The sequence below is a fragment of the Pseudomonas azotoformans genome (assembly GCF_001579805.1).
Taxonomy (GTDB): Bacteria; Pseudomonadota; Gammaproteobacteria; order Pseudomonadales; family Pseudomonadaceae; genus Aquipseudomonas; species Aquipseudomonas azotoformans_A.
Window position 1 is genome coordinate 2,651,413 of sequence record NZ_CP014546.1, and the last position, 13,965, is coordinate 2,665,377.

General features: G+C 61.5%; 13 protein-coding genes and 1 pseudogene. 5 read left to right on the forward strand and 9 right to left on the reverse strand.

The window, feature by feature from the left end; translation table 11 throughout:
* Positions 1-94 precede the first annotated feature (94 nt).
* The gene (locus AYR47_RS12275) at positions 95-751 is read right to left on the reverse strand and encodes an alpha/beta hydrolase (protein WP_033902501.1); all 657 of its coding nucleotides are present in this window, start codon (positions 749-751) and stop codon (positions 95-97) included.
* A 346-nt stretch (positions 752-1,097) separates the two neighbouring features.
* On the opposite strand from AYR47_RS12275, the gene AYR47_RS12280 reads away from it, so the two are divergent.
* From AYR47_RS12280 to AYR47_RS12295, 4 genes and pseudogenes are all read left to right on the forward strand, one after another.
* Complete coding sequence (locus tag AYR47_RS12280; protein ID WP_016978213.1) at positions 1,098-2,129, forward strand: amino acid ABC transporter substrate-binding protein; 1,032 nt, start codon at positions 1,098-1,100, stop codon at positions 2,127-2,129.
* A 72-nt stretch (positions 2,130-2,201) separates the two neighbouring features.
* Positions 2,202-3,383 carry an amino acid ABC transporter permease gene (locus AYR47_RS12285; protein ID WP_033902500.1) on the forward strand — a complete coding sequence of 394 codons (1,182 nt, stop codon included), beginning with the start codon at positions 2,202-2,204 and terminating at the stop codon, positions 3,381-3,383.
* Between the two features lie 10 nt (positions 3,384-3,393).
* Complete coding sequence (locus AYR47_RS12290; protein WP_016978216.1) at positions 3,394-4,491, forward strand: amino acid ABC transporter permease; 1,098 nt, start codon at positions 3,394-3,396, stop codon at positions 4,489-4,491.
* A gap of 11 nt (positions 4,492-4,502) precedes the next feature.
* Positions 4,503-5,268, forward strand: a pseudogene (locus AYR47_RS12295) (amino acid ABC transporter ATP-binding protein).
* A 51-nt stretch (positions 5,269-5,319) separates the two neighbouring features.
* Here AYR47_RS12295 and AYR47_RS12300 read toward each other — a convergent pair.
* Positions 5,320-5,814: a type II toxin-antitoxin system MqsA family antitoxin gene (locus AYR47_RS12300; RefSeq protein WP_061435389.1), complete on the reverse strand. Its 495-nt coding sequence runs from the start codon at positions 5,812-5,814 to the stop codon at positions 5,320-5,322.
* Positions 5,811-6,122 (reverse strand): type II toxin-antitoxin system MqsR family toxin, encoded by a 312-nt coding sequence (locus AYR47_RS12305; RefSeq protein ID WP_033902508.1) that lies wholly within the window; start codon positions 6,120-6,122, stop codon positions 5,811-5,813. Before AYR47_RS12305 ends, AYR47_RS12300 begins: the two co-directional genes overlap by 4 nt.
* A 176-nt stretch (positions 6,123-6,298) precedes the next feature.
* Between AYR47_RS12305 and AYR47_RS12310 the strand changes: the two genes are divergently transcribed.
* Positions 6,299-7,552, forward strand: coding sequence for a CynX/NimT family MFS transporter (locus AYR47_RS12310; protein ID WP_033902498.1), 1,254 nt, complete (start codon positions 6,299-6,301; stop codon positions 7,550-7,552).
* On the opposite strand, the gene AYR47_RS12315 is transcribed toward AYR47_RS12310, so the two are convergent.
* From AYR47_RS12315 to AYR47_RS12340, 6 genes are all read right to left on the reverse strand, one after another.
* Positions 7,549-8,172 (reverse strand): DUF1120 domain-containing protein, encoded by a 624-nt coding sequence (locus tag AYR47_RS12315; protein WP_061435391.1) that lies wholly within the window; start codon positions 8,170-8,172, stop codon positions 7,549-7,551. The two genes, AYR47_RS12310 and AYR47_RS12315, sit on opposite strands and share 4 nt — an antisense overlap.
* A 30-nt stretch (positions 8,173-8,202) precedes the next feature.
* On the reverse strand, positions 8,203-8,823 hold the full coding sequence (locus tag AYR47_RS12320; protein ID WP_061435393.1) for a DUF1120 domain-containing protein: 621 nt from the start codon (positions 8,821-8,823) through the stop codon (positions 8,203-8,205).
* Positions 8,824-8,850: 27 nt separating this feature from the next.
* Positions 8,851-9,495 (reverse strand): DUF1120 domain-containing protein, encoded by a 645-nt coding sequence (locus tag AYR47_RS12325; RefSeq protein ID WP_033902495.1) that lies wholly within the window; start codon positions 9,493-9,495, stop codon positions 8,851-8,853.
* 10 nt (positions 9,496-9,505) lie between these two features.
* Entirely contained in the window at positions 9,506-10,633 is a 1,128-nt protein-coding gene (locus AYR47_RS12330) for a DUF1120 domain-containing protein (protein ID WP_061435395.1), read from the reverse strand.
* A gap of 11 nt (positions 10,634-10,644) precedes the next feature.
* Positions 10,645-13,080 carry a fimbria/pilus outer membrane usher protein gene (locus AYR47_RS12335; protein ID WP_082781490.1) on the reverse strand — a complete coding sequence of 812 codons (2,436 nt, stop codon included), beginning with the start codon at positions 13,078-13,080 and terminating at the stop codon, positions 10,645-10,647.
* Between the two features lie 138 nt (positions 13,081-13,218).
* A complete protein-coding gene (locus AYR47_RS12340; protein ID WP_237142547.1) occupies positions 13,219-13,965 on the reverse strand; it encodes a fimbria/pilus chaperone family protein in 747 nt (248 codons plus the stop codon).

A 13,965-nucleotide genomic window follows, 5' to 3' on the forward strand; every position in this document is an offset into this window, starting at 1 on the left:
CATTAATTGGTTAAGGAATGTACGCCGGCCAGTGTAATGCAAGAATCGGGCGCGGCGTAGTGCGTCTGTCATACGGCTACATAAACCGTGGTTTTCAGCCCAGGCGAGCGGTCAACCAGGCACCGATATCGCGGATCTCTTCGGGTAACACTTCGTGGCCCATTGGGTATTCCTGCCATGTCACGGTGACACCACGGGTCTTCAAATGCTCATAGGCACTACGGCCCATGGCGTTTTGCACCACGTCGTCATATTGGCCGTGCAGGCACAGCGTCGGAATACGCTGCTGACTGGCGGACAATTCGAGTTCATCACTGAAGGTCGGCGCATAAGTGGAGAGGGCGATCACGCCACCCAACGGGCCTTCCCAATTCAGGAATGCGGTATGGAAAACCACGGCACCGCCTTGGGAGAAACCGGCGAGGAAAATGCGCGACGCGTCTATTCCGGTTCTCTTCTGCGCTTCGATCAAATCCGTGACCATTTTGGCTGAGACTTCCAGCTCTTCCAGGCTGATGGAGCGCGCTGGGCTCATGGCCTTGATGTCGTACCAACTCGGCATCTCGTAGCCACCGTTGATCGTCACCGGGCGGGTCGGTGCCTGGGGCAAAACGAAACGGGTGGTCAGCAAGCTTTCCTGCAGCGCTTCGGCCACCGGCAGGAAGTCGTAGCGATCGGCACCCAGGCCATGCAACCAGATGACGCAGGCGTCTGCGGGCTTGGCGGGCTGAAGAATCAAGGGGTCGGTCATGTCTGCTCCATTAATGTGCGCGCGCTCCGATTAAGTGCGACGGAACGGTGCGCGACAGGTTGATCTGTTAAGAAGATGTCGCACGGTTGAATCTTTTTCTATTGACCGTGGGCTGAATCGGCTCAGCCGACACTCTGGTACGCGCCTTGCTATGTGTTGAACGATGTCAGCGCTATCTCGGGACGGTAACACTATCAGTGACTGCCGCCTGTGGGATAGCAACTGGAATTACTGCGACAACTTCATGCCGCTTGACCCTAAAAAAAGCCAACACGGGTCGATATCGCCTCATAAGGGTGCGCTGAGGTTCGAGCTCCGACACAACAAGAGCAAACTGGAGGTTTGAATGAAGGTATTGAAATCCACCCTGGCCATCGTGACTGCGGCGGCTGTACTGGGTGTCAGCGGTTTCGCCCAAGCTGGCGCCACCCTGGATGCCGTGCAGAAGAAAGGCTTTGTGCAATGTGGCGTGAGCGACGGCCTGCCGGGTTTCTCGGTGCCGGATGCCAGCGGCAAGATCCTCGGGATCGACGCTGACGTGTGCCGCGCTGTAGCCGCTGCTGTTTTCGGTGACGCGACCAAGGTCAAATTCAGCCAGTTGAACGCCAAGGAGCGTTTCACCGCGCTTCAATCCGGCGAAGTCGACATTCTGTCCCGTAACACCACCATGACCAGCTCCCGCGACGCCGGCATGGGCCTGAAATTCCCAGGCTTCATCACTTACTACGACGGCATCGGCTTCCTGGTAAACAACAAGCTGGGCGTGAAAAGTGCCAAGGAGCTGGACGGTGCAACCATCTGCATCCAGGCCGGCACCACCACTGAGCTGAACGTTTCCGACTACTTCCGCGGCAACAACCTGAAATACACCCCGATCACCTTCGACACCTCCGACGAAAGCGCCAAGTCGCTGGAATCCGGGCGCTGCGACGTGCTGACCTCCGACAAGTCCCAACTGTTCGCCCAGCGCAGCAAGCTGGCCGCGCCGAAGGACTACGTGGTTCTGCCGGAAACCATTTCCAAAGAGCCATTGGGCCCGGTCGTACGTAACGGCGACGACGAATGGCTGGCCATCGTGCGCTGGGTTGGCTACGCCATGCTCAACGCTGAAGAAGCCGGCATCACTTCGAAAAACGTTGAAGCTGAAGCCAAGTCCACCAAGAACCCGGACGTTGCGCGTCTGCTCGGTGCTGACGGCGAATACGGCAAAGACCTGAAAGTGAAGAAAGATTGGGTTGTGCAGATCGTCAAGCAAGTCGGTAACTACGGTGAAGTGTTCGAGCGCAACCTGGGCAAGAGCACCCCGCTGGAAATCGACCGTGGCCTGAACGCGCTGTGGAACAACGGCGGCATTCAATACGCACCCCCTGTGCGCTGATCGCTGATGGTTCTGTCACCCGGTGGGCCAACCGCCGGGTGATGTTCTGTTCCATTATTTTCGGGGCATTTCATGCAAAAACAAATCGGCGCACCCAAGCAGAAGCTAAGCTTCAGCGACCCTAAAGTGCGTGCGTGGCTCTTCCAGATCATCACGATTGTGGCGGTGGTCTCGCTGGGCTGGTACCTCTTCAACAACACCCAGACCAACCTTCAACACCGGGGCATTACCTCGGGTTTCGACTTTCTTGAACGCAGTGCCGGCTTCGGCATCGCGCAGCATTTGATCGACTACACCGAATCGGACAGCTATGCCCGAGTCTTTGTGATCGGTTTGCTCAACACTTTGCTGGTGACCTTCATCGGCGTGATCCTGGCGACCCTGCTCGGTTTTGTTATCGGCGTGGCGCGGCTGTCGCCGAACTGGATGATCAACAAGCTGGCGACCGTGTATGTGGAAGTGTTCCGCAACATTCCGCCGCTGCTGCAAATCCTGTTCTGGTATTTCGCGGTGTTCCTGACCATGCCGGGGCCGCGTAACAGTCATAACTTCGGCGATACCTTCTTTGTCAGCAGCCGTGGCCTGAACATGCCGGCAGCGATTGCCGCCGATGGGTTCTGGCCGTTTGTGGTCAGCATTTTGGTTGCCATCGTGGCAATCGTGCTGATGGCGCGTTGGGCCAACAAGCGTTTTGAAGCGACTGGCGTTCCGTTCCATAAATTCTGGGCGGGCTTGGCGCTGATCATCGTGATCCCTGCGTTGTGCACCTTGATCTTCGGTGCGCCGCTGCACTGGGAAATGCCCGAGCTCAAGGGTTTCAACTTTGTCGGCGGCTGGGTCCTGATCCCTGAACTGCTGGCGCTGACCCTGGCGTTGACCGTCTACACCGCCGCGTTTATCGCCGAGATCGTGCGGTCGGGCATCAAGTCCGTCAGCCACGGCCAGACCGAAGCCGCGCGCTCCCTGGGCCTGCGCCCTGGGCCGACGTTGCGCAAGGTCATCATCCCGCAGGCCCTGCGGGTGATCATTCCGCCGCTGACCAGCCAATACCTCAACCTGGCGAAAAACTCGTCCCTGGCGGCCGGTATTGGTTACCCGGAAATGGTTTCGCTGTTTGCCGGCACGGTGCTCAACCAGACCGGCCAGGCCATCGAAGTCATTGCCATCACCATGAGCGTGTACCTGGCGATCAGCATCAGCATTTCCCTGCTGATGAACTGGTACAACAAGCGCATTGCGCTGATCGAGCGGTGAGGAAACGCCCATGAGTTCACATACTTTCAAACCGGATATGCCGCCGCCGAACAAAGTGTTCGGGCCGATGGCCTGGATGCGCGCCAACCTGTTCTCCAGCTGGCTCAACACGCTGCTGACGCTGTTGGCGTTCTACCTGATCTACCTGGTGGTACCGCCGATCCTGAGCTGGGCGATCATCGACGCCAACTGGGTCGGTACGACACGCGCTGATTGCACCAAGGAAGGCGCCTGCTGGGTGTTCATCCAACAGCGCTTCGGGCAGTTCATGTACGGCTACTACCCCGGCGACCTGCGCTGGCGCGTGGACCTCACCGTGTGGCTGGCCATCGTTGGCGTGGCGCCGTTGTTCATCTCGCGCTTCCAGCGCAAGGCGGTCTACGGGCTGAGCTTTTTGGTGCTGTACCCGATCATCGCGTTCTTCCTGCTGCACGGCGGTGCGTTTGGCCTGACCAACGTGGCGACCAGCCAATGGGGCGGCCTGATGCTGACCCTGGTGATCGCCACCGTCGGCATCGCCGGCGCCTTGCCGCTCGGCATCATGCTCGCGCTCGGGCGGCGTTCGAATATGCCAGCGATTCGAGTGGTCTGTGTGACCTTCATCGAGTTCTGGCGCGGCGTGCCGTTGATCACCGTGCTGTTCATGTCCTCGGTGATGCTGCCGTTGTTCCTGCCCGAAGGCATGGGTATCGACAAGCTGCTGCGGGCGTTGATCGGCGTGATCCTGTTCCAGTCGGCCTATGTGGCCGAAGTGGTGCGCGGTGGCTTGCAGGCGATTCCCAAAGGTCAGTACGAAGCCGCTGCTGCGATGGGCCTGGGTTACTGGCGTTCGATGGGCCTGGTGATTCTGCCGCAGGCCCTGAAGATGGTGATTCCGGGCATCGTCAACACGTTCATTGCGCTGTTCAAGGACACGAGCCTTGTGATCATCATCGGCCTGTTCGACCTGCTCAACAGCGTCAAGCAAGCCGCCGCCGACCCTAAATGGTTGGGCATGGCCACCGAAGGCTACGTGTTCGCCGCCCTGGTGTTCTGGATTTTCTGTTTTGGTATGTCGCGCTATTCCATTCATTTGGAACACAAGCTCGACACAGGCCACAAGCGTTAGGAGTTGATGTTATGAGCGAAGCGATCAAACAGCCTGTGAGCCCTGAAGGCATTATCCAGATGCAGGGCGTCAACAAGTGGTACGGCCAGTTTCACGTGTTGAAAGACATCAACCTCAACGTCAAGCAGGGCGAGCGTATCGTGCTGTGCGGCCCCTCGGGTTCGGGCAAGTCCACCACCATCCGCTGCCTCAACCGCTTGGAAGAACACCAGCAGGGCCGCATCGTGGTGGATGGCGTGGAGCTGACCAACGATCTCAAGCAAATCGAAGCGATCCGCCGTGAAGTCGGCATGGTGTTCCAGCACTTCAACCTGTTCCCGCACCTGACCATCCTGCAGAACTGCACGCTGGCGCCGATGTGGGTGCGCAAGATGCCCAAGCGCAAGGCCGAGGAAATCGCCATGCACTACCTGGAGCGCGTGCGTATTCCGGAGCAGGCCCACAAGTTTCCGGGGCAACTGTCCGGTGGGCAGCAACAGCGTGTGGCGATTGCCCGGGCGCTGTGCATGAAGCCGAAAATCATGCTGTTCGACGAGCCGACCTCGGCACTCGACCCGGAGATGGTGAAGGAAGTACTCGACACCATGATCGGGCCTGGCCGAAGACGGCATGACCATGCTCTGCGTGACCCACGAAATGGGCTTTGCGCGCACCGTGGCCAACCGCGTGATCTTCATGGACAAGGGCGAGATCGTCGAACAGGCGGCGCCGAACGACTTCTTCGACAATCCGCAGAATGACCGGACCAAGCTGTTCTTGAGCCAGATTCTGCATTGATCGATATGTGAATAAATGAACCCGGCCTGGCGCCGGGTTTATTTTTTTGGGCTAGGACGCTTTGAGTGTTTCGGCCTTATCGTGCTTGGTGTAGGTGAAGGCGCCGCGCATGTCTGCGCCCTCGGCCAGGGCTTTTGCGTCAGCCAGCAAGTGCGGGTGACGATCCAGCAAACGCATCAGTACCACTAGGGTTTTGGGGGCAAGCAGTTCGCCGCGCTCGTAACGTGAGAAGGCGTTGTGGCCGCCACCGGAGAGCAGTTCCACGGCCTCTTTTTGCGTAAGGTGCAGTTTGCGGCGGATGCGTTTTATCTCGGCGCCGATCATTTTTCGGGCGACGACGACGAGTTCATCGCCTGCTTCTCCAAAACGGTCGGCGCTATCTGTATCCGGATCCCAAAAGCCGTCTCCACATACATGACATTCCCAGCCGGAAAGATTATCCACCCGACGCTCCATGCCTTTGACACTGATGGTTTCACTGCGGCCCTCGAAGTAGTGCAGTGCGTCGGGTGCGCCGCAGATATAGCAAAGCTCTGGTTCTTTCATTGGCTTTTCTCCTTGAAGGAGATCACCGGTGGCCTTCCGTCTGCGCGGTAAGTCACCTTGATGTAAATCTCCCTGCCTTTCGAGTGGGTGTGGTACACGTCCTGCCAGACTCGATGGTCCCCATAAGTGGTCATCGATTTGTACAGCATCCAGTTTTGTAATTCATAAATGACGTCTTGCATTTGCTCGATGCTGAAGCGCAGCTCCCAACCGCACTTTTGTGCTGACTGTGTGAAGGCGCTTCTCCCCAGCCGTCTCACATCCGCCTTTATCACCGCCAAATCGTAATGAGGTGTGTACTTTTCCATAAGACACCTGAGTCCAATAATTACCCTCATAGGGTAATTTTACCAATCGAAAATACTGCTCCTTTTCCTGCCTAAAAAACCTAGTGCGTTGCTCTTGTAGGCACGTCCGAATAGGCTGTAGGACTTTTCAACCAGTGATCAGGGCAAACGCCCATCCCTCTGCCGGCAGTTGATCAATGACCTCTGAAACCAAACTTGAAGAACTGTTGATCGACGCAGAAGCCGACGACGAGGTGATCCAGCACACCCCACCGGTGGTGAGCCGCCCGTGGTTGTTGATCATGGGACTGGTCCTGGTGGCGATGAACCTGCGCCCGGCGCTGTCGAGCCTGTCGCCGTTGCTCAACGAGGTGTCGGCCAGTTTGGGACTGTCGGCGGCCAAGGCCGGTTTGCTGACCACCTTGCCGGTGCTGTGCCTGGGGCTGTTCGCGCCGCTGGCGCCGATCCTGGCGCGGCGTTTTGGGGCCGAACGGGTGGTGCTGGGAATTCTGTTGACGCTGGCCGCAGGTATCATCCTGCGCAGCTCATTCGGTGAAGTCGGGCTGTTTGTCGGCAGCCTGATCGCAGGTGCCAGCATTGGCATCATCGGCGTGCTGTTGCCCGGTATCGTCAAGCGTGACTTCGCCAAGCAAGCCGGCACCATGACTGGCGTCTACACCATGGCGCTGTGCCTGGGCGCAGCGCTGGCGGCGGGCGCGACGGTGCCGCTGAGTCATTATTTCGGTGGCAGCTGGAACCTGGGCCTGGGCTTCTGGATCGTGCCCGCGCTGGTGGCGGCAGTGTTCTGGTTGCCCCAGGTCGGGCAAAAACACGGCGCCCATCAGGTGGCCTATCGGGTCAAGGGCTTGCTGCGCGATCCATTGGCCTGGCAAGTCACCTTGTACATGGGCCTGCAATCCTCCCTGGCCTACATCGTGTTCGGCTGGGTGCCGTCGATCCTGATCAGCCGTGGCCTGAGTGCCACCGAAGCCGGTTTGCTGCTGTCCGGTTCGATCATCGTGCAATTGCTCAGCGCCCTGACCGCGCCATGGCTGGCCACGCGTGGCAAGGACCAGCGACTGGCCATCGTAGTAGTGATGTTGCTCACCCTTGGCGGGCTCTTCGGCTGCCTGTTTGCGCCGCTTGAAGGCTTGTGGGGCTGGGCGATCCTGCTGGGATTGGGCCAGGGCGGTACGTTCAGCCTGGCGCTGACCCTGATCGTGCTGCGCTCGCGCGACGCCCACGTGGCCGCCAACCTGTCGGGCATGGCCCAGGGCATCGGCTACACGCTTGCCTCCATGGGCCCGTTGGCGGTGGGGGTGTTGCATGACTGGACCGGTGGCTGGGGCGCCACCGGCTGGGTGTTCGGCGTGATCGGCCTGGGCGCGATCATCGCCGGGTTGGGGGCTGGTCGTGCCCTTTACGTCGGGGTGACCAGCGAGAAGGTTTAGAGGTAACGCACGGTCAGGGTGATCGAGCCGTCGATGGGCACTTCTTCGGTCAGTGTCAGGGTACTGGCGGGGGCGATGACCGGAGTCAGCATCATCTGGGCTTCGAACGATTGCACCGGGATTGGCGTGTAAGCCGCGCTGTTGGCGACTGAAGTGATGCTATTGGGGCTTATGGAGCGGTGTCGTTCCCAGGTCGAACCGCCATCCATCGAGTCGGTCGCCCTGGCCGCCACGCCATCGGCGAACACCTTCTCCAGAAATGCAGAAACGGAACCGAGTTTTTCACTGCCGTTGATCAGCCCCAGGCCAAAGTAGGACGGCTCACCCATGGCCTCCGAACCCGCCCGGTTGTCCTTTGGCTCAATGGCCATCAGGGTCGGGGCCTCGCAGGTCACGGTCAGTTGCGTGACATAATCGCCTAGCGATGTGTAGTCGTTGAGCTTGAGATCCTTGGCGGAAATCTTGCCGACATCGTACTGCCCGCCATTGCCCAGGCTGGGCGAGCACGCGCTCGGGGTGATCAGTCCGCGCACGCTCATGTCAATGCTGGAGGCGGCAAAACTGTTGCTGACGCCAACCAGCAGCAGCGTAGCGATCAGGGTATTCAGGGACTTGCTCAAGGTGTTGCTCCTATACAGGGGGGAAGGGGGTTACAGGTACGAAATCGTAAGGGTCACGGAGCCGTCGATGGGCACTTCATTGGTCAGGGTCAGGTTGCTGGCCGGGGCGATGACGGTGCCGACCTGCAGGCCAGTGACCAGTCGTTGCACCGGCAAGGGCGCCAGCGTGGTCATGTCTGCAACAGACGTCAGGCCGTCATCCATGAAGGCACTCTCGCGCTGCCAGGTCGTGCCGCCGTCCTGCGAACCAATGGCTCTGACGGAGACTCCGTCCCCGGTGGGGCCGGACATGGAGATCGTGAGATAGCCAAGTTTTTCACTGCCATTGATCAGTCCGAGGCCGAAGTTATAGAAGTCGAGACTGGACTCCGTGCCTTCCCGGTTGTCCTGGGCGGCGATGGCGAACAACGTCGCGGCTTCGCAGGTCACCGTCATCTCCAGGGTTTGGCCGGGCAGGTAAGTGGGTAGGTCAAGGCGTAGGTCCTTGGCCGACACCTTGCCCAATTCAATGACACCGGCGTTGGGCAGGCCAGGGGTGCAGGCACTCGGTGTAATCGCCCCCCTGACGCTCAGGTCGATACTGGACGCAGCGAAGGCAGGGCCGACGCTCGCCAGCAGCGCGGCGATCAGGAGGTTGCGGGGGGTACTCATGGTGGTGCTCCTACTCAGGGGTTAGGGTTACAGGTACACAACTTCCAACGTGGCCGACCCGTCCATCGGTGTTTCCACGCTGAGGTCCAGGTTCTGCCGGGCGTTGATCGTGGCTTCCAGCTTCAATGTGCTGGTCAGCATCTGGATGGCCGAGGGGCCGGCAGTGCTACCGACCACATCGGTAAAACCGAGCAAGCTGCGCGAGCCGACATCGATGGGGTTGAGGTTGGCGGTGCGCCAGGCCAGGCCACCGGTGGTGGACTCGGTGCCGTACACCACGGCCAGGTCATCGACCACGGTTTGCTTGGGATCGAAACTCACCGAGTACACGCCGATCTTGTTGCCGCTGGTGTCCAGCCCCAGTCCGTAGAAAATCTCGCTATTGACGTGGGCCGTGCCGTCGCGGTTGTCGCGCATGCGCAGAGCGAAGCGACCGGGGGCGTTGCAGTTGACGGTCAGCGTCAGGTATTTGTGGGGCAGGCGGGTGCCGTTGGTGAGGTTGAGGTCGTTGCGTGAGATCTTGCCGAAGTCCACCAGGCCGCCGCTGGACAACAATGGCGTGCAGGCCATGGGTGTGATCAGGCCTGTGACGGCCAGATCGGCAGTGGACGCGGCGTGTGCGGTGCCAGCCAGCAGGGCCAGCGCGGCCAGAGGGGTCAGAACGGGGTTCATGGGAAGGCTCCTAGAGGTAGTTGAGTTCGAGGGTGGCGGCGCCGTCGAGGCGCACTTCGCTGCCCAGGTCCAGCGTGCCCAGCGGTGCGATCACCGCTTCCAGGCTGGTGGTGGCACTCAGTTGTTGAATCGGCTCGGGGCCGCCGGTGCTGCCGGCGCTGGCGCTGAAACCGAGGAACCGGCTGGCGCCAATCGCCAGCGGGTTGGCGCTCGCGCTGCTCCACGGCGCTGCGCCTGTGGGGGAGTCGGTGCGATAGAGCTGGGGGAAGCTGTCGGCGGTGGTGCGTGTCGGGTCGAAGATCAAGCGGTAGCGCCCGATTTTCTGCTGTCGTGCATCGAGCCCCAGGCCATATGACGTGTCATCCGCGGGGCCAGTGGCCGAGCCTTGGCGATTGTCCTGCAGGCGCAGCGTGAAGCCGGTGGGCGCATCGCACGCCACGCTGACCACCAGCGGTCGAGTGGGCAGGGCGGTTTCCTTGTCGATATTCAGGTCCATCACCGACAACTTGCCGAACGCCACCGTGCCGCCGTTGGACAGGCTTGGCGTGCAGGCCGCAGGAGCAAAGCGCGCTTGCAGGCGCAGTTCCCGTGAGCGGCCGGTGTTGATCGCATCGAACAGGCCGTTGGTTTCCCACGTGACCGCATCGCTGACGCGCAGGGCGTCCTCTTGCGCCCAGGCACTGAGTTCCAGTTGCAGCGACAAACTGCGCCCGTTGGCCGGCACGCCGGCGCGCATCGGCACAACTCCGTGCTCAGGTCGCCAACGCAATGTGGCGCCGCTGCTTACCACCGACTGGCCGCTGCCGGACAACAAGCCCAATTCCACCGCCTGGCCGTCGAGCAGTGCGTCGCTGACCCGCAGGCTGTAGCTGCCGCGCTGGGTGAACTGGAAACGTTCGTTGCCTGCCGCCAACCCTCGATAAAACAGGGACAGGCCGGTGGCTGTGGGGCAGTTCAGGCTCAGGCTCAAGCGGCGTTCACCCAACGAGTGTTCTGTAGGCGAACCCTGTGCAACAGCCCGGTTCATCAGGCCAAAGTCCACACGGGTTTCGCTCAGGTTCAACTGGCACTCATCCATGCCCCAGGCGTTTGCGCCCAGCAGCAGGCTGGCTGACAACAAGGCAGGTTTCAGGCCCATGGTGAAGCTCCTCATGGTTGGCACCGCGCCGGCGCGGTCTCGTAATACACCTCGGGGTCACCGCGTTCGGGCAACGCGTAGCTCAGGCGGCAGCGGGCTTGGCCGGGGGCGCTGACCCACAGCTCGCGACGGTCGAGCACGTCGGGCAAGAACACTTGGCTGCCTTCCTGCACCAGGGTCACGAACTCACCGTCGACGGTGCTGACCGCCGCGCCACGGGGCAGAGGTTGGCCGTCTGCGGTGGTGACGTTCAGCAGCACGCGGCGGGTGAGGGCCACGCCAAACTCGACTTTGTCCACCGCGCCTCGCCCGGCCGACAGTACCGCCAGGCCATTGCTGATATCGGCATTGCGCGGCAACGAGCGGGTTTGCACTTCCACCGGGCTGCGTCCGTACGGGCTGAGTTGCGGCACCACCGCCTGGCCTTGCCAGTCGGTCCACACCGGGCCGCTGGGGGTGCTGACCTGGATGCCGGCCATGTCGCCGACCGACATCACCGCAAAAGTCTCGCGCACCGGGTAGGGCGAAAAGGTCAGGCCATCGCCGTGCAGCACTACACCACCGCGGGCGCCGCCCTGGTAGCTGGAGCGTTCCTGGTTGTTGCGGGTGTAGTTGAAGTCCAGCTGGCTGTAATACGGCAGCGCCGAGACGCCGACGGACGACTCCACCTCACGGTCGCGGCTGTCGCGTTCGACGCCCACCTGGTAGCTCAACTGGTCATTGAGCTGCTCGCTCACCCCAGCACCGATGCGGTGTTCGCCACCGGCATTGCGCGCCCAGGCGCGGCCTCGACGGTTCTCGCCCAAGGGCACGCTGATGTTCAGGTACACGCTGTCATCGCTTTGCTGGCGCCCGCCAACTTGCCATTCGGCGCTCGCCGAGACCGACACCCGTCCAAAGCTGGTGCCCCACGACGCCAATGCACGGCTGCTGCTCTCGCCGGTAAAGGTCGAGGAGCGTGAGAAACCGGCGCTGAAGGCTCCCAGCATCGGATGCGACCAGGACGCCGTGGCGCTCTGCTGATCGCGATAGCGTGAGCGTTGTTGTTCGCGGGTGTCAGTGGTGTAAGTCGAGTCTTCAAGGTCGCGATAGCCCATGGTGCGCCAGGAGCCGGCCGTGGTAACTGCCCAACGCTCGGTCAGGCGTTGCGACCATGACAGATTGGTTTGCACACCGCGCTCGTTGCCCAGGCGACTGGCCTGGGCGAGCTGGGTAGAGACCTGGAACTGGCTGTCCTGCCACGGCAGCCAGCCCAGGTTCGCGCCGACCGCGCGATAATCCTCAGTCGCCAGCAGGCCGCCGCCCACGCTGACCTGCGGGTGCAGCGCACCGCTCCAGCCGCCGCTGACCACCCAGGGCTCGGCGCCTTCGCCGGCGCCGACTTTGCGTATACGTCCAGCCGCCACCGAGTAACCCGGTGCTGGCAAACCCAGGCCCAGCATGGCGGCGGGCACGGTGAAGCGGCGCTCTTCGCCGCTGGTTTCCTTGACGGTGACTTCCACATCTGAGCGGCTGTTCAAGCGCCGCACATCGGTGAGGGCAAACGGCCCGGCGGGCACCACCGTGGAATGAATCAACGCGCCGTTCTGGCGAATTTCCACTTGGGCCGGGCTGTTGGCGATGCCGGTGATGGTCGCGCCCTGGTTCTGGTCCTGCAGCGCGGTTTCGGTGAGCACCTGGGCGCCGGTGATTTGCGCACCGGCCAGCACCGGGTTGTACAGGTTGATCTGCCCGGCCTGGAACACTGCTTGTTGCTCGGCAAAGGTTCGCTGGGCGTAGGCATCCAGATGCGTGGTACGCGATGTGCTGTCTTGCCAGGTGCGTACCTGGCGGCTGCGTACGATCCAGTCGCCCGCGTTAAAGCCGACCTCGGTATTGGCCGAGCCGAAGCGGCTGTTGTTGTCGCCGTATTCGTTGTACAGCCCACTTAAATCGTAGTTGAGCAACCCGGCAAAACCGCCGGTCTGGTAGCCGGACACGTCGCGTACAGCCGGGCGCAGTGCTTCGGTCGGCACCACCAACGACAGGCTTAGGGTGGCCGGATCTTGCTCGATCACGGTTTGTGGGTAGGCGTCGAGAAAGTCATGGCATTCGCCAGTGTCCGCCGGCACGCGCAGGTTGCCCGCATCCAACAACGCCTGGTTGAAACACAGCGCGCCTTGCCCGTTGAACACCACATCGACCCGCCCGCGTCGCTGCCCGTTCACGTTGAGATTGAGGGCGTGGTGGCCTGCGGCAAAGCGAGGCGCTTCCAGCAGCAGGTTGGCCAACTGCGGGTCGATACCGCGCTGGGCCAGGGTTTGCGGGTCGAACGAGCCGGCACTTTCATCGGCCAGAGGCTCATTTGTTGGCAACGCGGTGCCCAGGGTCAGCGCAAGGCTCGCCAGCAACCAGTGTGCCCGGGGCGATGAAATGCCAGGCACGGCTTTGCCGTCGCGATCAGTCATAACTGTGCTCACAAGTCATACTCGAATAAGTGGAGGCAGGCCCGTACCGATCCCTCGGTACGGACAGGCTCCCGGTGGCCTTCAATGGGAAGCCACTTCGTTATCAGGGCGCCGGCATGAATCCTTGCGGCGCTGGGATCAAAGGGTGATCGGTGCTTCGTAAGGTGCCACCGCAAACCCGTAAACGGTGGCCGGCTGCATCTGCACGGTGCTGGCCTGGGCTTGGCTTGCGGCGACGCTCAAGGTCTCGCCGGGCAGTACGTAAGTGCGCGGCAGTAGCGCCGAGCCCTTGCCCGGCAGTAGCGTCAGCTCCTGGGCCAGGCGCACCACATAGGGCGTTGGGTTGTTCACGCTCAGTTGCTGGTTTTTCAGGCTCCAGACCAGGCCGGTCCAAGGCGTTCGATTGGGCGCCAGGCCTTTGGGATGCAGGATCACCGGCAGGTTCTGGCGCACCGTCACACCCACCCGCGCATGGCCAGCCTGGCCGTTGGCGCGGCCTTGGGGCATACCCTCGAAAATCACCCGTTTCAGGCGCTGGGTGGTCAAGGGCGTGGGTGACTGAAGGATGAAACGGATCAGTTGGCTCTTGCCCTGTTCGACCCGCGTCAGCGGCGGCGTGACAAACAGCAGCGGTGCCGAGTCCTCGGGAATATCCTCCAGGGTGACGTGCAGCAGGGCGAGCTTGGAATCGGTGTTGGTCACCGACACCGAGGCTTCGCCGTCGGCTTCGTTGACGATCACCACGGACGTGTCCGGCACCATGCCGTCAGCAAGCACCAGCGTTGGCCCCCACAGCGTCAGGGCCAGTGCCGCGAGGTAGAGACCGGTGTAGCGAACCAGGTTGAACACCCGTGTTATCAAGGCAGCGCAAGGAGAAGGGAACAT